This window comes from Microbacterium sp. ANT_H45B (genome assembly GCF_008369345.1).
Lineage (GTDB): Bacteria > Actinomycetota > Actinomycetes > Actinomycetales > Microbacteriaceae > Microbacterium.
Genome location: NZ_VOBK01000003.1, coordinates 834172 through 855298 on the forward strand (window position 1 = coordinate 834172; position 21127 = coordinate 855298).

17 protein-coding genes are annotated in these 21127 nt (G+C 68.8%); 8 read left to right on the top strand and 9 right to left on the bottom strand.

Annotation, left to right across the window (positions count from 1 at the left end; translation table 11 throughout):
- Positions 1-92: 92 nt before the first annotated feature.
- Positions 93-1034 carry a DUF4240 domain-containing protein gene (locus tag FQ142_RS15985; RefSeq protein WP_188042440.1) on the bottom strand — a complete coding sequence of 314 codons (942 nt, stop codon included), beginning with the start codon at positions 1032-1034 and terminating at the stop codon, positions 93-95.
- Between the two features lie 420 nt (positions 1035-1454).
- On the opposite strand from FQ142_RS15985, the gene FQ142_RS15990 reads away from it, so the two are divergent.
- The 6 genes from FQ142_RS15990 (at position 1455) to FQ142_RS16015 (ending at position 9406) form a co-directional block, all read left to right on the top strand.
- A complete protein-coding gene (locus tag FQ142_RS15990; RefSeq protein WP_056276367.1) occupies positions 1455-1544 on the top strand; it encodes a potassium-transporting ATPase subunit F in 90 nt (29 codons plus the stop codon).
- Positions 1544-3241, top strand: coding sequence for a potassium-transporting ATPase subunit KdpA (kdpA, locus tag FQ142_RS15995; protein ID WP_262492173.1), 1698 nt, complete (start codon positions 1544-1546; stop codon positions 3239-3241). Before FQ142_RS15990 ends, kdpA begins: the two co-directional genes overlap by 1 nt.
- Before the next feature lies 1 nt (position 3242).
- Positions 3243-5381 (top strand): potassium-transporting ATPase subunit KdpB, encoded by a 2139-nt coding sequence (gene kdpB, locus FQ142_RS16000; protein ID WP_149424090.1) that lies wholly within the window; start codon positions 3243-3245, stop codon positions 5379-5381.
- 220 nt (positions 5382-5601) lie between these two features.
- Entirely contained in the window at positions 5602-6201 is a 600-nt protein-coding gene (kdpC, locus tag FQ142_RS16005) for a potassium-transporting ATPase subunit KdpC (RefSeq protein ID WP_149424091.1), read from the top strand.
- 14 nt (positions 6202-6215) lie between these two features.
- Positions 6216-8738, top strand: a complete 2523-nt coding sequence (locus tag FQ142_RS16010) for an ATP-binding protein (RefSeq protein WP_149424175.1) — start codon at positions 6216-6218, stop codon at positions 8736-8738.
- Positions 8735-9406, top strand: coding sequence for a response regulator (locus tag FQ142_RS16015; RefSeq protein ID WP_056413674.1), 672 nt, complete (start codon positions 8735-8737; stop codon positions 9404-9406). The genes FQ142_RS16010 and FQ142_RS16015 overlap by 4 nt, the downstream gene beginning before the upstream one ends.
- Before the next feature lie 133 nt (positions 9407-9539).
- On the opposite strand, the gene FQ142_RS16020 is transcribed toward FQ142_RS16015, so the two are convergent.
- Both FQ142_RS16020 and FQ142_RS16025 read right to left on the bottom strand, forming a co-directional pair.
- Positions 9540-10334 (bottom strand): tryptophan-rich sensory protein, encoded by a 795-nt coding sequence (locus FQ142_RS16020; protein WP_149424092.1) that lies wholly within the window; start codon positions 10332-10334, stop codon positions 9540-9542.
- Positions 10335-10590: 256 nt separating this feature from the next.
- Positions 10591-11154: a TetR/AcrR family transcriptional regulator gene (locus tag FQ142_RS16025; RefSeq protein WP_149424093.1), complete on the bottom strand. Its 564-nt coding sequence runs from the start codon at positions 11152-11154 to the stop codon at positions 10591-10593.
- Between the two features lie 96 nt (positions 11155-11250).
- On the opposite strand from FQ142_RS16025, the gene FQ142_RS16030 reads away from it, so the two are divergent.
- Positions 11251-12093, top strand: coding sequence for an alpha/beta fold hydrolase (locus tag FQ142_RS16030; RefSeq protein ID WP_149424094.1), 843 nt, complete (start codon positions 11251-11253; stop codon positions 12091-12093).
- Positions 12094-12417: 324 nt separating this feature from the next.
- On the opposite strand, the gene FQ142_RS16035 is transcribed toward FQ142_RS16030, so the two are convergent.
- The 4 genes from FQ142_RS16035 to FQ142_RS16050 all read right to left on the bottom strand — a co-directional run bounded on the left by FQ142_RS16035 (position 12418) and on the right by FQ142_RS16050 (position 18480).
- Positions 12418-13329 (bottom strand): sugar ABC transporter permease, encoded by a 912-nt coding sequence (locus FQ142_RS16035; RefSeq protein WP_149424095.1) that lies wholly within the window; start codon positions 13327-13329, stop codon positions 12418-12420.
- On the bottom strand, positions 13329-14963 hold the full coding sequence (locus tag FQ142_RS16040) for an ABC transporter permease subunit (RefSeq protein ID WP_149424096.1): 1635 nt from the start codon (positions 14961-14963) through the stop codon (positions 13329-13331). Before FQ142_RS16040 ends, FQ142_RS16035 begins: the two co-directional genes overlap by 1 nt.
- A gap of 159 nt (positions 14964-15122) precedes the next feature.
- Positions 15123-16349 carry an extracellular solute-binding protein gene (locus tag FQ142_RS16045; protein WP_149424097.1) on the bottom strand — a complete coding sequence of 409 codons (1227 nt, stop codon included), beginning with the start codon at positions 16347-16349 and terminating at the stop codon, positions 15123-15125.
- 124 nt (positions 16350-16473) lie between these two features.
- Positions 16474-18480: a beta-galactosidase gene (locus FQ142_RS16050; protein WP_149424098.1), complete on the bottom strand. Its 2007-nt coding sequence runs from the start codon at positions 18478-18480 to the stop codon at positions 16474-16476.
- A gap of 215 nt (positions 18481-18695) precedes the next feature.
- On the opposite strand from FQ142_RS16050, the gene FQ142_RS16055 reads away from it, so the two are divergent.
- The gene (locus FQ142_RS16055) at positions 18696-19715 is read left to right on the top strand and encodes a LacI family DNA-binding transcriptional regulator (RefSeq protein ID WP_149424099.1); all 1020 of its coding nucleotides are present in this window, start codon (positions 18696-18698) and stop codon (positions 19713-19715) included.
- 36 nt (positions 19716-19751) lie between these two features.
- Here the strand turns inward: FQ142_RS16055 and FQ142_RS16060 are convergent, their stop codons facing one another.
- Both FQ142_RS16060 and FQ142_RS16065 read right to left on the bottom strand, forming a co-directional pair.
- Positions 19752-20210: an NUDIX hydrolase gene (locus tag FQ142_RS16060; RefSeq protein WP_149424100.1), complete on the bottom strand. Its 459-nt coding sequence runs from the start codon at positions 20208-20210 to the stop codon at positions 19752-19754.
- A gap of 53 nt (positions 20211-20263) precedes the next feature.
- Entirely contained in the window at positions 20264-21085 is an 822-nt protein-coding gene (locus tag FQ142_RS16065; RefSeq protein WP_149424101.1) for an SDR family NAD(P)-dependent oxidoreductase, read from the bottom strand.
- Between the last annotated feature and the right edge of the window lie 42 nt (positions 21086-21127).

The window sequence follows — 21127 nt, forward strand, 5'->3', positions numbered from 1 at the left end:
ACGACTGCTGCCTGTCATTGCAACGCCGGTCATCGGTCGCGCGGCCCCACTCTGCCAGATCCGGATGCGCTTATCGAGGACTTCTCCGTCGTTCAATCGGGACTCCAAGAAGCTGTGACCTCGTTCCTCGCGAGGTCGAAGGATGCGGTCATCACACATCCCATCAACTCGCGAACCCTTCCTTCTCTGTCGATCGCGTACGCCACGAAGGAAGTGAAGTGGAGCCGCCGAAGGATGAGGTCAGCACCCCGCTCCTCCTGGGACGCGAGGACACGATTCGAGAAGGCGCTGATGCTCGGCAGGCGTTCCCAGGGGCGGTCCGCGGGCTCGGCTTCCGGCCAGAACTCTCGGTTACGGCCCGTTTCTATTTCGACGTCGGTGGGAGGCAGCTCGTACAGCGAGGCGTTGTCGGCGACCCAGAGGAGTTCTTCTCCCCTCGCCCCATCGCTGTCGCTGGCGAGCCGCGGCGTTTCAAGGGCGGAGCAATACGACTTCTCGCCTCGCGCGATGATTTCGCAACGATAGTAAAGAGAATCATCAGCATTGATGATTCCGCCCTCAGCGCCCTCTGTCCGGACCGTATTCATCGGATGATCCAGGTTGTGAAGCTTCACCCAAAGAGCATCTCGAAATGCGACGACCTCAGGGTGCCGAAGATCACTCAGTGCGTTGGTGATGCGCTCGACGCCCTCGTCATCGATCACGCCGCCCAACTCTGACACAATCCCCCAGAACTGCGAGTCGGACATCTCTTCGCGCCTGAAATCTGTCGTGCGGAAATCCGGAATCAACCCGGAGGTGGCCGCGTCGATCCAGGCCGAGGGGTCATCGAGATTCGTCGGGACAGTTCGGTCGACAACGAGGGTCGGTCCCCATTCAGGCGCCGATATGGGCTCGTTCGAAAGAAGTCGGAGCTCGCCCCCGGAGGGCGCTTCGACGCCTTCCCAGATCTGCGCGTCGCTTTGGTAGAGAACTAAGTCATCGTATCGACGGCCTCTGCGGAACAAGACTCGCACGGCGAACCCGACCGTCATGGTTACTGACCCGCCCGGTCGACTCGCGCGCCGGGCATGAGCCCGGCCCTTCCTGCGGCAGATTCTGGGGTGATGACGGCGAGAGCCACCACGAGAGCACAAGCGAGCACAGCAGTAGCGTGTCGGCGCACCGCAGTTCCTTCCCCCATCGAACCGCGGCCACTTTGCCGCATAGCTAAGAGATAGCGGATACTCAGCCTCGAGCGCGATAGACAGCACATCACGAACGCGTAACGGGGATGCGAAGGCCGTGAGCATCCCGCATGCATCGCGCTCACCGCCGTAGGGGAAGCGTGAGGATCGCACGATGTCCCCCTGCACGGGAGTTGTATCGACTCTCGTGCTCGACATCATCTACATCGCGCTGACTCTCGCGCTGTTCGCCCTCGTCTCCTCGATCGCTGCGGGGGTGGAACGCCTGTGATCGTCTTCGAGATCATCGCGGCCGCTCTCGCCGTGGCCGCCGTCGTCTATCTCGTGGTGGCTCTCGTCGCCCCGGAGAAGTTCTGATGGGCGCCGGCATGTCGACAGGGGCCGAACTCTGGTTCGGCATCCTGCAGGCGGCGGTCCTCATCGTGGCGCTCGTGCTGCTGTACCGTCCGGTCGGCGACTACATGGCCCGCGTCTTCAGCACGCCCCGCGACCTGAAGCTCGAGCGGGGCGTATACCGCCTGATCGGCGTGAACCCGGAATCCGAGCAGACCTGGCGGGCCTACGCCCGCGGTGTGCTCGCCTTCTCAGTGGTCGGCCTGCTGCTCGTCTACGGTCTGCAGCGGCTGCAGGCGTTCCTGCCCCAGTCGCTCGGACTGCCGGCGGTGCCCGAGGGCCTCGCTTTCAACACCGCGGCGTCCTTCGTCGCGAACACCAACTGGCAGTCGTACTCGCCCGAGCAGACGATGGGCTACACGGTGCAGCTCGCCGGTCTCACGGTGCAGAACTTCGTGTCGGCGGCGGTGGGGCTCGCCGTCGCCGTCGCCCTCATCCGCGGATTCGCCCGCCGTGGGTCGACGACGATCGGCAACTTCTGGGTCGACTTGATCCGCGGACTCGGCCGGATCCTGCTGCCGATCGCACTGCTCGCCGCGATCGCACTGATCGCGGGCGGTGTCGTGCAGAACTTCGCCGGCTTCACCGATGTGACGACGGTCTCGGGCGGCACGCAGACCATCCCCGGCGGACCTGTCGCGTCGCAGGAGGCCATCAAGCTCCTCGGCACGAACGGCGGAGGCTTCTTCAACGCCAACTCCGCGCATCCGTTCGAGAACCCGACCGGGTGGACCAACCTGCTGCAGATCCTGCTGATCCTGGTGATCCCGTTCTCCCTCCCCCGGACGTTCGGCCGCATGATCGGCGACCACCGTCAGGGCTATGCGATCGCCGCCGTGATGGGAACGATCTTCCTCGTCTCGACTTTCGCGCTCTCGGCCCTCGAGCTCGCCGGCCGCGGTTCGGCGCCCGAACTCGCGGGTGCCGCGATGGAGGGCAAGGAGGTGCGCTTCGGCATCCTCGGCTCGACCCTGTTCGGCAGCGCCAGCACGCTGACCTCGACCGGCGCGGTCAACTCGATGCACGACTCGTACACGGCACTCGGCGGCATGATGCCGATGCTCAACATGATGCTCGGCGAGGTCGCCCCCGGCGGCGTCGGCACAGGCCTCTACGGCATGCTCGTGCTCGCGATCATCGCCGTGTTCGTCGGTGGACTGCTGGTCGGCCGCACGCCCGAGTACCTCGGCAAGCGCATCGGTCCGAAGGAGATCAAGCTCGCGAGCCTGTACATCCTCGTGACGCCCACCCTCGTGCTGGCCGGCACCGCGCTGAGCTTCGCGATACCCGGCATCCGCGCCGACGTCGAGGCGACCAGCATCCTGAACCCCGGCGTGCACGGCATGAGCGAGGTGCTCTATGCCTTCACCTCCGCGGCGAACAACAACGGCTCCGCCTTCGCCGGGCTCACCGCGAACACCCCGTGGTTCAACACCGCGCTGGGCGTCGCGATGCTGCTCGGGCGATTCATCCCGATCGTGCTCGTGCTGGCTCTCGCCGGATCGTTCGCCGCACAGCAGCGCGTGCCGGAGAACACCGGAACGCTGCCCACGCACCGACCGCAGTTCGTCGGCCTCCTCACCGCCGTCGCGGTCATCATCACCGCACTCACGTACTTCCCCGTGCTCGCACTGGGACCCCTCGCTGAAGGACTCGTCTGACATGACACTCATCACCACGCCCCCAGAACAGCAGGATGCTGCGGCATCCGCCCCCGCAGAACCGCCGCGCTCGTTCGGCTGGGCACAGCTGACGCAGGCACTGCCGGGTGCGCTGCGCAAGCTCAACCCCGCCTCTCTCGTGCGCAACCCCGTGATGCTGCTCGTCTGGGTCGGCGCCGCGTTCACCACCGTGCTCGCGATCGCCGAGCCGTTCCTCGGCGGCCCGGCCGACTCGGGCGGAACCCCCGTGCCCGCACCCTTCACCTGGGGCATCGCGATCTGGCTGTGGCTGACCGTACTGTTCGCCAACGTCGCCGAGTCCGTGGCCGAAGGCCGCGGCAAGGCCCAGGCGGCGAGCCTGCGCAAGACCCGCACGAGCACCATGGCCCGACGCGTCGTGCGGTATGACGCGGCAGCGGATGCGACGGCCGAGCGCACCGAGACGGCGGACGTCTCGTCGGCCGAGCTGCAGCGTGACGACGTCGTGATCGTCACGGCCGGCGACCTGATCCCGGGCGACGGCGACATCATCGCGGGCATCGCCACCGTCGATGAATCGGCCATCACCGGAGAGAGCGCCCCCGTCATCCGCGAATCCGGTGGCGACCGCAGCGCCGTCACCGGCGGCACCCGCGTGCTGTCGGATCGCATCGTCGTGCGCATCACCTCGAAGCCCGGCGAGACGTTCGTCGACCGCATGATCGCCCTCGTCGAGGGTGCCAGCCGTCAGCGCACGCCGAACGAGATCGCGCTGAACATCCTGCTCGCGAGCCTGTCGATCGTGTTCGTCGTCGTGGTGCTCGCGCTCAACCCGATCGCCTCGTACGCGGCGTCGCCCGTCAGCATCCCGGTGCTGATCGCCCTGCTCGTCTGCCTGATCCCGACGACGATCGGCGCCCTGCTCTCGGCCATCGGCATCGCCGGCATGGACCGTCTCGTGCAGCGCAACGTGCTCGCGATGTCGGGCCGCGCCGTCGAGGCCGCGGGAGACGTGACGACCCTGCTTCTCGACAAGACCGGCACCATCACCTACGGCAACCGCCGCGCCCACGAGGTGCTGCGACTCGGTGGCGTCGAGACCGACGAGCTGCTGCGCATCGCGGCCCTGTCGTCGCTCGCCGATCCGACCCCCGAGGGGGCATCGATCGTCGAGCTGGCGAGGAGCCGCGGCATCCACGTCGAAGAGCCGGCGGATGCCGTCGTCGTGCCGTTCACCGCGCAGACCCGCATGTCGGGTCTCGACCTCGCCGACGGCACCCAGATCCGCAAGGGCGCAGGCTCGGCGATCACCGCCTGGCTCGGACTCGACACGGATGCCGAGCTGACCGGCCTGGTCGACGGCGTGGCCTCGAGCGGAGGAACTCCGCTTGTGGTCGCCGTGAAGCGTGCGGCCGGCGCCGGCGAGGTCCTCGGCGTCGTGCACCTCAAGGACATCGTGAAGGACGGCCTGCGCGAGCGGTTCGAGGAACTGCGCAGCATGGGAATCCGCACGGTCATGATCACGGGCGACAACCCGCTGACCGCCGCCGCGATCGCCAAGGAGGCGGGCGTCGACGACTTTCTCGCCGAGGCCACACCCGAGCAGAAGCTCGAGCTGATCAAACGCGAGCAGCAGGGCGGCCGGCTCGTCGCCATGACCGGCGACGGCACCAACGATGCCCCCGCCCTCGCCCAGGCCGACGTCGGCGTCGCGATGAACACCGGCACGTCGGCCGCGAAGGAGGCCGGCAACATGGTCGACCTCGACTCGGACCCGACCAAGCTCATCGACATCGTGCGCATCGGCAAGCAGCTGCTCATCACCCGAGGGGCGCTCACGACGTTCTCGCTCGCGAACGACATCGCCAAGTACTTCGCCATCATCCCGGCGATGTTCATGGGCGTCTTCCCCGGACTCGCGGCGCTGAACATCATGCAGCTGCATTCGCCGGCATCCGCGGTGACCAGCGCGATCATCTTCAACGCGATCGTGATCGTCTTCCTCATCCCGCTGGCGCTCCGAGGCGTGAAGTACCGGCCGGCGAGCGCGTCGCAGATCCTGCAGCGCAACCTGCTCGTCTACGGCCTCGGCGGGGTGATCGCGCCGTTCCTCGGCATCAAGCTGATCGACCTCGTCATCACCCTCATCCCCGGTTTCTGACCGTGTCCACGCCCTTCGTCTCGTCGCTTCGCTCCTCGCTCAGGGTGCGGGACTGGCGAAACCCGCTCAGGATGCCGACCTCCCGGGTCGCTCAGGATGCCGACCCCGGTCCCTGAGCGAGCGAAGCGAGACGAAGGGCCCACCTCCTTCACCCCCAGCGTCCCGGTCCTCGCTCAGAATGCGGACCCCGTCCGCCCCACACACTCACTGAAAGGCCACCATGTCCTCCTCCCGCACCACGGCACGCACCGTCGGGGTCGCCGTCCGCACGATGCTCGTGCTCACCCTCGTGCTCGGCGTCGGCTACACGCTCGTCGTCACCGGCATCGGCCAGCTGCTGCTGCCGTTCCAGGCCAACGGCTCGCCACTGGCCGACGGAAAGGGCAGTTCGCTGATCGGTCAGTCCTTCACGGATGCCGACGGCGAGGCCCTGCCGCAGTACTTCCAGTCGCGCCCCTCCGCCGCCGGCGACGGCTATGACGGCGCCGGATCGAGCGGCAGCAACCTCGGCCCCGAGAACCCCGACCTCGTCGCATCGATCGGCGAGCGCAGGGCGGCCATCGCCGCGCGCGACGGCGTGGCGGAGGCCGATGTGCCGGCCGACGCCGTGACCGCATCCGGCTCGGGCCTCGACCCGCACATCAGCGTCGCCTACGCCCTGCTGCAGGTGCCGCGGGTCGCAGCCGAACGCGGCCTCGACGAGCAGAAGGTGCGCGACCTCGTGGAGTCTAGGATTCAAGGGCGGGATCTGGGATTCCTCGGCGAAGAGCACATCAACGTCGCCGAACTCAATCTCGCGCTCGACGAGCAGGAGGGCTGATGACGGCAGAGCGGATGCCGCGACGCGGCCGACTCCGCGTGCTGCTCGGCGCCGCCCCCGGTGTCGGCAAGACCTTCGAGATGCTCGTCGAGGGCCGACGGCTGATCGACGAGGGGCGCGACGTGGTGATCGCGATCGTCGAGACGCACGACCGTGCCGCGACGGCCGCGCAGACGATCGGCATCCCCGAGGTCCCTCGACGCACCGATCTGCACCGTGGGGTGCCGCTCAGCGAGATGGATCTGGAGGCGGTGCTCGCGCGTCGCCCCGAGATCGCCCTCGTCGACGAGCTCGCACACACCAACACCCCAGGATCCACGCATTCGAAGCGGTGGCAGGACGTCGACGCGCTGCTCGACGCCGGCATCGACGTCGTCACGACCGTGAACGTGCAGCACATCGAATCGCTGAACGCGGTGGTCGAGAAGATCACCGGCATCGCGCAGCAGGAGACGATCCCGGATGCCGTGGTGCGGGCGGCCGACGAGATCGAGGTCGTCGACCTCGCGCCCCAGTCGCTGCGCGACCGCCTCTCGGCCGGTCTCGTCTATCCCGCCGAACGCATCGACGCCGCCCTGTCGAACTACTTCCGGCTCGGGAACCTCACCGCGCTCCGTGAGCTCGCCCTGCTGTGGCTCGCCGACGAGGTCGACAGCGCCCTGCGCAGCTACCGCGCCGATCACGGGATCGAGGGCACGTGGCAGGCGCGCGAGCGGGTGGTCGTCGCCCTCACCGGAGGCACCGAAGGCGAGACGCTGCTGCGCCGCGGCGCCCGCATCGCCGCGCGGTCGGCCGGTGGAGAGCTGCTCGCCGTGCACGTCGCCACCCAGGACGGACTCCGCGACCAGACGCCGGGAGCCCTCTCCGCCCAGCGCGCCCTCGTCGAGTCGCTCGGCGGCAGCTTCCACCAGATCGTCGGCGACGACATCCCCGGCACGCTCGTCTCGTTCGCTCAGGGAGCGGATGCCACGCAGCTCGTCATCGGCGTCAGCCGCCGCGGACGTGTCGCGGCCGCCCTCACCGGTCCGGGCATCGGCTCAGAGGTCATCCGCCGCTCGGGCGACATCGACGTGCACATCGTCACGCACGCCGCCGCGGGCGGTCGCGTCGCCCTGCCCCGCATCACCGGCGGTGCGCTCGGCTGGCGGCGTCAGGTGCTCGGGCTGGCGGTGGCCCTCGTGTTCGGTCCCCTGTTGTCGTGGCTGATGTTCACGTTCCGCAGCCCGGAATCGATCACCTCCGAGGTGCTCGCCTACCAGCTGCTCGTCGTCGTGGTCGCGCTGATCGGCGGCATCCGCCCCGCGGTCTTCGCAGCCGTGCTCTCGGGCATCACCCTCGATCTGCTGTTCGTCGCGCCGCTGTTCACCATCACGATCGCGCATCCGCTGCACGTGCTCGCCCTCATCCTGTACGTCGTGATCGCGATCCTCGTCAGCATCATCGTCGATCAGGCGGCGCGGCGCGCCCGCACCGCCCAGCGCGCCGTCGCCGAGGCGGAGCTGCTCGCTGCGGTCGCCGGCAACGTGCTCCGAGGAGACAACGCCGTGCTCGCCCTGGTCAGTCGCACCCGCGAGGCGTTCGGTCTCAGCGGCGTCCGCCTGCTCGCCCCCGACGGCGAGGTGCTCGCGAGCGACGGCGAACCCGTTCCCGACGGTCGCGCGACGACCGTTCCCGTCGGCTCGGGCGGCTCGGCCCCCGCGCTGCTCGAACTGCACGGGGAGCCGCTCGACACCCCCGCACGGCGACTGCTCGACGCGATCGTCGCGCAGCTCGCCGCCGCGATCGAGCACACGGATCTTCGCGCCACCGCCCGCGAGGTCGCCGCCCTCGCCGAGACCGACCAGGTACGAAGCGCCCTGCTCTCGGCGGTCAGCCACGATCTGCGCCGCCCGCTCGCCTCGGCCGTCGCGGCGATCGGCGGGCTGCGCGGGGCGCACGGCCTGTCGGCATCCGATCGCGACGAGCTGCTCGCGACGGCCGACGAGAGTCTCGCCACCCTGTCGTCGCTCGTCACCGATCTGCTCGATGTCAGCCGCGTGCAGGCCGGGGTGCTCGCGGTGTCGAGCATGCCGCTCGACGTGGCCGGCCCCGTGCTCGCCGCGGTCGACGAGCTCGGCCTCGGCCCCGCAGATGTCGAGCTCGTGCTCGACGGCGAGCTGCCGCCGGTGTCGGCCGACCCGGTGCTGCTGCAGCGCGTGCTCGTGAACGTGATCGCGAACGCGCACCGTCACGCCCCCGCCGACAGCCGCGTGATCGTGTCGACGAGCTCGCTCGCCGAGCGCGTGGAGATCCGCATCATCGACCGGGGTCGAGGCGTGCCCGCCGAACAGCGCGACCGCATCTTCCAACCGTTCCAGCGGCTGGGCGACACCGACAACACCACCGGTCTCGGGCTCGGCCTCGCCCTGTCGCGCGGATTCGCCGAGGGCATGGGCGGTACTCTGACACCCGAGGACACCCCCGGCGGTGGACTCACCATGGTCGTCTCACTGCCGCGGGCAGAAGACCCCGATCCCCTGCAGGAGGAGACGGAGTGAAGCTCCTCATCGCCGACGACGATCCGCAGATGGTGCGCGCCCTGCGCATCACCCTCGCCGCGCACGGGTACGAGGTGGTCGTCGCGTCCGACGGCGCCGCGGCCGTCGCGGTCGCCGCGCAGACGCACCCCGACCTCATCATGCTCGACCTGGGGATGCCGAGACTCGACGGCATCGAGGTGATCCAGGCGCTGCGCGGATGGACGAACGTGCCCATCATCGTGGTGTCGGGCCGCACCGGATCCGCAGACAAGGTCGATGCCCTGGATGCCGGCGCCGACGACTTCGTCACCAAGCCCTTCCAGGTCGACGAGCTGCTGGCGCGTCTGCGCGCCCTGTCACGACGGGCTGTTCCGGTGGGCGGCGAGTCGACCGTCGGGTTCGGCGACGTCGTCGTCGACCTCGTGACGAAGACCGTGACGCGGGCCGGAGCCCGGGTGCACCTCACGCCGACCGAGTGGCGGATGCTCGAGCACCTCGCCCGGCATCCCGGCGCCCTCGTCACCCGACAGGACCTGCTGAAGGAGATCTGGGGCAGCGAGCAGGTCTCGGACTCCGGCTACCTGCGCCTGTACATGTCGCAGCTGCGCAAGAAGCTCGAGGCGTCGCCGAGCAACCCGGTGCATCTGCTCACCGAGTCGGGCATGGGCTACCGGCTGGTGCTCTGACCTCGGTCTCGGCCGTGGAGCGTTCCCGTCTCAGCATGGATCCTTCATGCGGCAGGAATCAGCGGGTTGCGGCCGTGCTCCTCTGGAGTCTGTGCTGAATCGTGAACGGGTCGTGGTCGGAACCGCGGAGTGACTAGACCGCGACGTCGGCGCGAGGACGCCGCAGGACTCCCCCGGCACCGGCGGCGACGAGCGCGACGGCGACGATGATCGCCGCGATTCCGGTGATCATGCTCTCGGGCTCTCCGGTGAAGCGGCCGACGGCGAGCCAGCCGAGACCCCACGCCGTCGCAAGGGCAGGGGCGATGCGCTTGGTGACGATCGCCGCGGTGACGCCGATCACGAGCACGACCGCGAGCACGGCGACGGCCCAGATGTCCGCCTGATCGGCCCAGGCCGCAGGAGCGATCTGCGTGAACCACGCGCTGGCGTTGGCGACGGTCGCGATCGTCACCCATCCGAAGTGCAGGCCGTTGGCTCCGTCGACGACGATGCGCTCGGGCCAGGTGCGGGCGCGGCTGCGTCCGAGGATCACGATCACCCTGGCGAGCGTGGCGACCAGCAGGGCGATCACGAGCACCGTGAGGGGCAGCGAGAGGAACTGCGCGGTCACGAGCCAGAGCCCGTTCAGGATCATCGACGCGGCGATCCATCCGCCGACCGCACGCTGACGCTCATCCGCCCGCTGCGCGGGAAGCGCCTGCCACACCGTGTAAGCGATGAGACCGACGTAGATCAGCGACCAGATCGAGAAGGCGGGACCGGCCGGGGCGAGGTACGACCCCTGCGCCGAGAGAGCTCCATCCTGCAGCTCGCTGACCGAGGTGCCGCCGAACGCACCGGATCCGACGGCCGCGGCTATCAGCATGAAGGTGGCCGAGGCGATGATGACCGACTGACGCGCGATGTCCTGCATCCGGGATTCCATGGTCGAAACCTACGCGCGTGCGGGCCGATGCGCACGAGCCTTGACACTGCTCGCCCGAAACGCTAGCCAAGCTAGCAAAAACGCATCCCTGCCCCTGCGGCCACCCGCCACGCGTCGGGCGGAGAACACCCCGTAGGGCGGAGCCTTGCGCAGCATCCGTCCGCCCGACGCCGAGAGTTCCGCCCACCGGGGCGCTCAGGTCGGGGCACCCAGGTCAAGGCACCCAGGTCAAGGCACCCAGGTCAGGCCGCTCGGGTCAGGCCGCGACGGCGACGTCGATCAGCACCTCGGCGGCGTTGCGCGCCTGCACGGCGACCTGCGGATCGGCGGCGATCGCCGCGGTGCTCTGCGCACCCTCGGCGAGGATCGACAGCTGGGCGGCGAGGGATGCCGGGGCTCCGGCATCCACCACGAGCCCCGCCATGTACCGCTGGAACGATGCCTTGTGGTCACGGACGATGGCCGCGACCTCGGGGTTCGTGCCGCCGAGCTCGCCGAACGCGTTGATGAACGCACAACCCCGGAAGTCGTCGGTGCAGAACCAGTCCTCGAGATAGCCGTAGACGGCCAGCAGGCGGTCGCGGGGGTCGGCACCGGCATCCGCCACCGCCCCGGTCAGCCCCGCCTCCCACTCCGCATGCTTGCGCGCGAGAACCGCCGCGACGATGTCGGTCTTCGACGGGAAGAGCGCGTAGAGGCGACGCAGCGACACACCGGCGGCCGTGCGCAGCTCGTCCATGCCCACGGCCGCGTATCCCTTGCGGTAGTAAAGCTCATCCGCCGCCGCAAGGATCTGTTCACGCACTGTTCCGTCGGTCATGCTCTCAGTGTACTTGACATGAGAACGATCGTTCTCTACTGTGGGACACATCAGCCGAGAACGATCGTTCTCGTCGAAACCGGAAGGATCAGGATCATGGGTTACATCACCGTCGGAAACGAGAACAGCACCCCGATCGAGCTCTACTACGAAGACCAGGGTTCGGGCCAGCCCGTCGTCCTGATCCACGGTTACCCGCTCGACGGACACAGCTGGGAGCGCCAGACCCGCGAGCTCCTGGCCCAGGGCTACCGCGTCATCACCTACGACCGCCGTGGGTTCGGCCAGTCGTCGAAGGTGAACGAGGGCTACGACTACGACACCTTCGCGGCCGACCTCCACACCGTGCTCGAGACTCTCGACCTGAGCGATGTCGTGCTCGTCGGCTTCTCGATGGGCACCGGCGAGCTCGCCCGGTACGTCGCGAAGTACGGGCACGAGCGCGTCGCCAAGCTCGCCTTCCTCGCCTCGCTCGAGCCCTTCCTCGTGCAGCGCGACGACAACCCCGAGGGCGTGCCGCAGGATGTCTTCGACGGCATCGCGGCCGCGGCCAAGGGCGACCGGTTCGCGTGGTTCACGCAGTTCTACAACGACTTCTACAACCTCGACGAGAACCTCGGGTCGCGCATCAGCCAGGAGGCCGTCACCGGCAGCTGGAACGTCGCGATCACGAGCGCCCCCGTCGCCGCCTATGCCGTCGTCCCGAGTTGGATCGAGGACTTCCGCGGTGACGTCGAGGCCGTCGCCGCCGCCGCCAAGCCCACCCTGATCCTGCACGGCACCAAGGACAACATCCTGCCGATCGACGCGACGGCACGCCGCTTCCACCAGGCGGTGCCCGAGGCCACCTATGTCGAGGTGGAGGGCGCCCCGCACGGTCTGCTCTGGACGCACGCCGACGAGGTCAACGCCGCGCTGAAGGACTTCCTCAGCAAGTAGTCCTCCGTTCGCCGAGCGACGAGACGCGGCACTGCGACCCTCCGCCCGTTGAGCGACGAGACGCGGCACTGCGACCCTCCGCCCGTTGAGCGAGGAGCGCGGCACTGCGACCCTCCGCCCGTTGAGCGAGGAGCGCAGCGACGAGACGAAACGCGGTGCGGATGCCGGAGTTCACCACTCTGGGATCCGCGCCGCGTTTCGTCTCGCTCCGCTCGCTCAACAGGCGGGGCGCGTTTCGTCTCACTGACGACACACCACGCCTCGCCCGTTGAGCGAGGAGCGCAGCGACGAGACGAAACGCGGCGCCGAGCGAGATCGGGAGGGTCAGCCCTTGACGGACCCCTGGGTGAGCCCGCCCACGATGTACTTCTGCAGCGAGAAGAACAGCGCGAGCACGGGAACGGCGGCGACGACGACACCGGCGGCGAACAGCCCCCAGCGCGAGGTCAGCTGATTCGACACCCACTGGTACATGCCGACGGCGAGGGTCCAGTTGTCCTCGGAGGTGAGGATGATCTTCGACAGGATGAAGTCGCCGAACGCCGCGAGGAACGCCAGCAACGCGACGACCGCGAGGATCGGCACGACCAGCGGCATGATGAGCCGCCAGAAGATCTGCGCGTGGCTCGCACCGTCGATCTTCGCCGACTCGTCGATCTCGACGGGGATCGTGTTGAAGAAGCCGTACATGAGGAACGTGTTCGCGCCGAGCGCGCCGCCGAGGTAGACGCAGATCAGAGCGATCTTCGAGTTGATGCCGAGGGCGGGAACGACATCGCCGATCGTCTGCAGCATCAGGAAGATCGCGATGAAGGCGAGCGCCTGCGGGAACATCTGCAGCACCAGCAGCGTGGTGAGACTCGCCCGTCGCCCAGTGAACCGGAAGCGCGAGAACGCATACGCTCCGCAGGCCCCCATGAGCACGGACCCGACGGCGGTCACCCCGCCGATCAGCAGGGTGTTGCCGAACCACACCCAGTAGCGGCTCTCACCGAGTGCGATGTAGTTCGCGGGATCGAAGGCGCTGAACAGGGCGCTGGATGCCGCGAGGCTGCCGTTCGGGTTGAGCGACGCCGACAGCACGTAGACGAGCGGGAACGCCGCGAAGAACAGCACCACGACGGCGAGGATGTACTTCCAGCCGACATCGCCCCACCACCGACGCCGGCGGGCACCGGCGCGGGCGGCCTCGGCATCCTTCGACGAACCGGTCACGATGACTCTGGTCTCACTCATCACTGGTACTCCTCGAGCTTGCGGGTCTGTCGGAAGCTCAGTGCGGAGATGAGACCGACCACGATGAAGGCGATGATCGACAGCGCACTCGCGAGGCCGTAGTCGGCCGCACCCCCCGAGACGCCCGAGACGTCGTAGATGGCGGAGACGAGGATGTCGGTCGAGCCCAGTGCGTACGGCGCCCCGGCGATGGCCGGTCCGCCGTTGTTGAAGGTGTAGATCACGGTGAAGTTGTTGAACGCGACCGCGAACGAGGCGATCAGCAGCGGGGCCGTCGACACGAGCAGCAGCGGCAGCACGATCGCGCGGAAGCGCTGCAACTTGTTCGCGCCGTCGATCTCGGCGGCCTCGAGCGTCTCCCCCGGCAGCGACTGCAGAGCACCCGTGCACACGAGGAACCAGTACGGATAGCTGAGCCACACGTTGACGAAGATCACCGCACCGCGGGTGAGCCACGGGTCGCCGAGCCAGTTGATGTGCGAGCCGAAGAACAGCAGGTCGTTGATCACACCGAACTCGGCGTTGAACATGCCGCGGAAGAGCAGTGCGGCCATGAACGCCGGGAACGCGTACGGAAGGATGAACAGCGCCCGCAGGAACCGGCGTCCCTTGACCCGAGGGTCGTTGTAGACGATCGCGAGACCGAGGCCGACGGCGAAGCTGAGCACCACCGACAGGATCGCGAAGGCGAAGGTCCACACCGTCACGCTCAGCAGGGTGCCCGCGAGCCCCGAGTCGGTGAAGAGGGTGATGAAGTTCGCGAAGCCGACGTTCACCGACCAGCCGGTCGGCAGCGCCGTGCCGTCCTCGGCGACGAACGCGCCCAGATCCGTGGCGGTGTAGACCGTGCCCGACTGCGTGTCGGTGATCGTCTGCGGTCCCGCATCCCACACCAGCGTCGGCTCGTAGACCGAACCGGTGGATCCCTCGCGCGTGCGGATCGAGCCGTCGTTCGGGTCGTCGGAGACGGGGACGCGCAGATCCTTGATGCTCGCACCGAGTGCGGGGTCGGTGAGGACGGTCGCGCGGGGGATGACCGTCCAGCCCGGCACGGTGCTCGGGGCACCCGTGGCACCGACATCGGCGCCGGAGACGTCGGACAGCGGTTCGGTCGCGGATCCGACCTGCACGTCGCCGTCGTCATCGACGATCGCGAAGCCCAGCTCGCCGCCGCGCTCGACGATCGAGAGCGGATAGTCGGCGGATCCCTCGACACGGCGCTCGCCCTGGATCAGGGCGGCGTCGACCGCCTGCTCCTGGGTGCCGACATGTCCGGTGCCGTAGTTCGTGAACGCGATGTAGGCCGTGTATCCGAAGATGAAGATCTGGAAGACGAGCAGGAAGATCAGCCCGGGCATCAGGTACTTGAGCGGCAGCGCTCGGCGGGTGAAGTACACCCAGTCGGCGATGACGACCAGCAGCACGACGACGCCGAGGACGATCCACGACTCGGCGCTCCATGCCGAGATCGCCGTCATGATGCCGAAGGCGTTGACCAGCGCCATAAGGGCGAGCTTGCTGAGGAACCCCCAGCCGAGGCCGCGGAAGCGGCGGGCGTGGGAGTCGCGCGACGGCTTCAGCACGGGTGTGGGTGCGGGGGCGGAAGCCGGCGAGGGCGGGGCCTGGATCGTCATGTGTGCATCCTGTCTGCGGATCGCTGGTGCCCTTCGTCTCGTCGCTGCGCTCCTCGCTCAGGAGACGGCCGTGAACAGAACCGGCTCCTCGCTCAGGAGACGGCCGTGAACAGAACCGACTCCTGAGCGAGCGAAGCGAGACGAAGGGTCCCGGCAGAATCAACCGGCGAGCGTCGTCTCGAGGTCGCTGACCATCGTGTTCCACGTCGACGCGGGGTCGGCGCCGTTGATGATCTGCACCTGGGCGGCGTTCCAGAGATCCCACACCGAGCCCATCTCGGGGATCGACGGCATCGGCACGCCGCCCTGGGCGGAGGCGACGAATCCGGCGGTGATCGGGTCGGACGAGACCTCCTCGGCGAGAGCGGTCCAGGCGGGGATGCGCGGGTCAGCCTCGTAGAGCGCGCGCTGCGCGTCTTCCGTGCCGAGGTAGTTCACCAGGAACTCCTGCGCGAGGAGCGCGTTCTTGCTCTTGCTCGACAGGTAGAAGCCCTGCACGCCGACGAACGGCGCGGCGGCCTCGCCACCGGCCGAGGGGATCGGGTTCACGGCGACGTTGACCCCGTCGAAGGCGCTGATCGCCCACGGGCCCTGGATCGTGTACGGAGCCTTGCCCGAGGCGAACAGCTCGTTGTTGATGTCGTAGTCGATCGTGGTCGAGATGTACCCGGTGCCGTTCGAGCCGTTGGCGCCGAGCCAGCTCGCGAAGGCCTCGCCGGGCGCCCCGCCCATGCCGACCTCGGTCGTGTACGACCCGGTCTCGTCCTGCACGAAGACCGGAGCGCCGAACGAGGTCTGCAGCCCGTACATCGTGTACCCGTCACCGGTCTCGCCCGCGGTGTTGATGACGACAGGACGCTCGGTGCCCGCGGCCAGGCCCTTGGCGATCAGGTCGTCCCAGGTGGCCGGTGCGTCCGCGCCGACGAGGTCGACGTTCTGCACGAGGGCGATCGTCTCGAGCGAGTACGGCATCGCGTACAGCTGGCCGTCGTAGGTCATCGCGTCGAGCGCGACCTGCTCGAACTCCGAGGACTTGTCGCCGAGGTCGATCGTGTCGACGACTCCGGCCGCGACCAGCGCGCCGAGCCAGTCGTGGGCGCCGACGGTGATGTCGGGGCCTTCGCCGGTGGGGACCTGGGCGATGAAGTCGTTGCGGAGGTCCTCGAAGTTCTTCTGCACGAGGGTGACCTTGGCTCCGGTCTCCTCCTCGAAGGCTTCGGCGGCTGCGGTGATCGCGGCTTCGCGCTCGGCATCCGTCCAGATGACGAGCTCGGCTCCTTCGCCGGTCGCGGCGTCGTCGCCGCCGTCGGGTGCGCCGGCCGAGCAGCCCGCGAGGACCACGGCCGCGGCGAGAGCGAGTGCGCCGACTCCGATGTGCTTGCGCATGCGTTTTCCTATCTGTTGTGGCCGACGATGCGCTTCGCGTCATCGCGACCGGTGGTTTTTCGGTGTGCGGTTGTGTTGTGGTCCCGACCCGCGCCCTGAGCGGGCGGAGCGAGACGTCGGGCGATCAGTGGGAGGTGCGGATGACGGCGACGCCGCCGGCTGCGATCGTCAGGGCGCCCGAGACCTCGGCGCCGGTGAGCAGCTCGACACCGGAGGCGTCGAGCTCGACGGCGTCCTCACGGTGGTTGACGGCGATGCGGTAGTCCGCATCGGCGCCGTGCCGGGTGATGACTTCGAGGCCGTCCGGCGTGCCAGCCGGGGCGATGCCGGCATCGGCGTAGACCTCGTGAAGGAGGGCGCGCATGCCCGCGGGGTCCAGTCGGGTGGCGACGTACCAGCCGGTGCCCGACCCGTGGATGTTGCGAGTGATCGCCGGCTCGCCCTCACCGGGTCCGCCGGCGAAGTTGGCGATGACCTCGGCTCCTTCGAGCGCGATGTCCTCCTGCCAGACGTCGGCGATGATGCCCTCGTGGTCGACCCAGTCGAGCCCGTGGCTCTCCCCGTCGCGCAGCGGCAGGAACTCCTCGACCGTGAGGCCGAGCGCATCGCGCAGCGGAGCGACGAAGCCGCCCTCGTGCACGGCGTCGTTCTCGTCGACGATCGCCGAGAAGAACGACACGAGCAGCGTGCCGCCGCCGTCGACGTACGCGGTGAGGTTCGCGGCATCCGCGGTGCTGAGCAGGTACTGCGCGGGGGCGACGACCAGGCGGTAGCCCGAGAGGTCCTGCCCCGGCAGCGCGAAGTCGACGGTGATGCCGTCGCGCCAGAGCTGCTCGTAGAAGCGGCGCACCTGGGCGGCGTGCGTGACATCCTCCGAGGGGCGCCATTCGAGATCCTGGGCCCAGAACGACTCGAAGTCCCAGAGGATCGCGACGTCGGCCTTCACCGCGCTGCCCTGCACCTCGTCGAGGCGGCCGAGCGCCGCACCGAGGTCGACGACCTCGCGGAAGACCCGCGACTCGGTGCCGGCATGCGGCAGCATCGCGGAGTGGAACTTCTCGGCGCCCGAGCGTCCGGCCCGCCACTGGAAGAAGAGGATGCCGTCGGCTCCGCGCCCCAGATGCGTCAGCGAGTTGCGGGCCATCTCACCGCGGCGCTTCGCGATGTTGCGCGGCTGCCAGTTGACGGCCGAGGTGGAGTGCTCCATCAGGATCCACGGCTTGCCCCCGCCGACCGAGCGGCTGAGGTCGGCGGCGATCGCGAGCCCGATGTGCGCGTCCTCATCGGCCGCCCACAGGTAGTGGTCGTCCGAGACGATGTCGACCTCGCGGCCCCACGCCCACAGATCCGTGGTCCAGCTCTGGTTCGCCATGAAGTTCGTGGTCACCGGCTGGTCGGCGTGCGCGCGGATCGCATCGCGCTCGGCGATGAAGCACGCACGCAGCTGGTGGTCGGTGAAGCGGGCGAAGTCGAGGCGCTGGGCCGGATTCACGACGCTCGGGGCGATGGCCGGGGCACCGACGTGCTCCCATGCCGAGTAGTGCTGGCCCCAGAAGGCGGTGCCCCAGGCGCTGTTCAGCGCCTCGAGCGTGGCGTACTTCTCCTGGAGCCAGAGACGGAAGGCGGCGACCCCGTGCGGGGAGTAGTCCTCACCCACGGGGACGCCGTATTCGTTGTGCACGTGCCAGAGCACGACGGACGGATGCTGCGCGTAGCGGGACGCGAGAGCATCCGCGATCCGCACGATCGCCTCGCGGTAGGCCGGCGCCGAGTGCGAGGCCATGCCGCGGGATCCGAAGCCCATCGTGCGTCCCTCGCGATCGATGACCCGCGCGTCGGGGTGGTTCGCGAAGAACCAGGCGGGCGGCGATGCGGTCGGGGTGCCGAGATCGACGGCGATGCCGTTCTCGTGCAGCAGGTCGAGCAGCTCGTCGAGCCAGGCGAAGTCGAACTCCCCCTCGGCGACCTCGATGAGCGCCCACGAGAAGATGCCCACGCTGACCAGGTTCACTCCGGCCTCGCGCATCAGGACGACGTCCTCGCGCCAGGTCTCGGGCGACCACTGCTCGGGGTTGTAGTCGCCGCCGTAGGCGATTCCGCGCAGAGCGGGCCAGGCGTGGGGGGAGGTCATCGGCACTCCATCGGGTCGGTGCGGTCGTGGTGCGCGTCCCGTGCTGCTGTCGCTCATTCGACTGGGACCGGTCTCAGCCTGTCACAGGAACGTGACTGGGACCGGTCTCAGTTCTACCCCAGGTCTCGTCTCGATCACAACACCCGTTACCGAACTGAGACCGGTCCCAGCCCGGACTACCGCCGCAGCGGATGCTGTGGGTAGAGTCACAGGCGATGAGTGATGTCAGCGCGAAGCGCAAGCCGACGATCCGCCAGATCGCGGCGCAGGCGGGGGTGTCCCGCAGCACGGTCTCGCGCGTGATCAACGGCGGGCACTGGGTGTCCCCCGACGCCAGGCAGGCCGTCGAAGAGGCGATCCTCGCCACGGGGTACACCGCCAACCATCACGCGCGCAGCCTGGCGACCGGTCGCGCCGGATCACTCGCCTTCCTGCTCACCGAACCTCAGCAGCTGCTGTTCGACGACCCGACCTTCGCGCTGCTGCTGCGCGGCGCCGCCGAAGCCCTCGCCCAGCGGGCGATGACCCTGGTGCTGCTCGTCGCCGGAACGCCCGCCGAGCGCGCGAGCGTCGCGCAGTTCCTCAGCGCCGGACACGTCGACGGCGTCATGCTGATCTCGTCGCACGAATCCGACCCGCTGCTCGATCAGCTGATCGAGGTCGGCATCCCCACGGTCTGCTGCGGCGTCCCCCTCGGCCACGAACGCGACCTCTCGACGATCTCCGTCGACGAGATCGCCTCGGCTCGGGCGATGGCCGCGCACCTCGTGTCGCAGGGACACCGCCGGATCGGCATGATCGCCGGCCCCGACGACACCCCCGGAGGGCGCTACCGACTGGTCGGGTTCCGCGAGGAGCTCGGCGACCTGTACGACGAGGCGCTGGTCGAGCGGGGCGACTACTCGTACGAGTCGGGTCTGAACGCGATGACCCGGATGCTCGACCACGACGTCGACCACGACGTCGACGCCGTGTTCGCCGCCTCCGACCGGATGGCCGCAGGCGCCATCGCCGCCGCCCGCCGCGCCGGACGCCGCGTGCCCGAGGACATCGCGATCGCCGGCTTCGACGACTCGGGCCTCGCCGCCACCCACGAGCCGCCGATCACCACCATGCGTCAGCCCTGGGATCAGATCAGCGCGCAGATGGTCGCCGTGCTGCTCGAGGTCATCGCCGGAGCTCCCGCTCGCTCCGTCATCCTCGACACCGAGCTCGTGGTGCGCGCGAGCGCGTAGATCTCTCCGCGCTCTGCTCCTGTCGTCGTCTTCCGCTCAGCCCAGCAGCGGGAACCAGTGCCGGTCGCGCAGGACGGACCCACCGCCGACCGCGACCCAGGATCCCTCGATGACGGGATCACCCTCCGACATCCACACTCCGAAGTGGGCGCGCGGCGTCGGCCAGGGATAGTCGCTCCGGGGCGAGTCGACGACGTTCCGCACCGCGCCCGCGAACGTCAACGACTTCCGGGATCCGGTCACCTGCTCGGCGAGTTCGACGATCGCGCTCTCTCCGGTCGGGTCGCCCACGCCGACGATCCGATGCGGCAGATCGATACGACCGTCTTCGTATCTCGGTACGCAGAAGACCCGGTCGTCCCGTCGCAGAAGCAGCCGGACGATGCTCATCGGGCGAGGAGGGGTGCGGCGGCGAATCACCTCGGCCCTGCCGTGGCGGGGCAGCCACGCGGCATCCGATGTCACGTGGATGACGGTCTCGTCGTCTGTGGTCACCCCGAGAGCGTAACCGCAGGATGCGAAGCGCACGGTGAGCGAGAAGCAGCGCGTCAGGCGGTCGGGAAGCGCGGGTCGAGAGCGTAGTCCTTCTGCCGCAGCTCGAGCGCCGCGGCGACCTGGGCGGGAGCATCGTCGCCGATGAGCACGCGAAGCCGTGGGTCGTCTGGTGCCGCGACTCGGGCGAGGATCACCCGCGCGGCATCCTCGGGTGCCGTGCCGCCGCTCGGCTCGCCTGCAGGCCACGGAACATCCGCGGTGCCGAACATCTCGATCCGCTGCTCGTCGTACGCACGCAGGGGCGCACTGAATCGCATGCTCGCACCGGCCCACTCCGTATCCAGCGCCCCCGGCTCGATCAGGGAGACGCGGATGCCGAATCTCTCGACCTCCGCCGCCATCGCCTCACTGAACGCCTCGAGGCCCCATTTGGTGGAGTTGTAGAGGCCGAGCATCGGCATCGTCCCGACGGCTCCGACCGTCGAGATCTGCACGATGTGTCCGCCACCCTGGCGGCGCATGATCGGGATGACGGCCTGGCTCAGCCACAGGGGGCCGAGCAGATTCGTGTCGACGATCGCCCGGGCGTCCTCTTCCGACGCCTCTTCGAGCGCTCCGATCATGCCGTGACCCGCGTTGTTGACGAGCACGTCGATTCCTCCGAGCAGGTCGGTGGCGCGCTGAACGGTCTCGTGCGCCGCATCGCGGTCGCGCACGTCGAGAGTCATCACGGTCAGCCGCTCGTGGTCGGGCAGCGCGTGGTCGCCCCTGACCGTCGCCACGACGGCGTGACCCGCGTCGAGGGCGGCAGTGGTGAGCGCCCGCCCGAGGCCCCGACTGCTGCCGGTGATGAACCATGTCTGCGGTGAAGTCATGGGAAGATCGTAGCGCGAACTGGACGCTCCGTCTCGTTTACT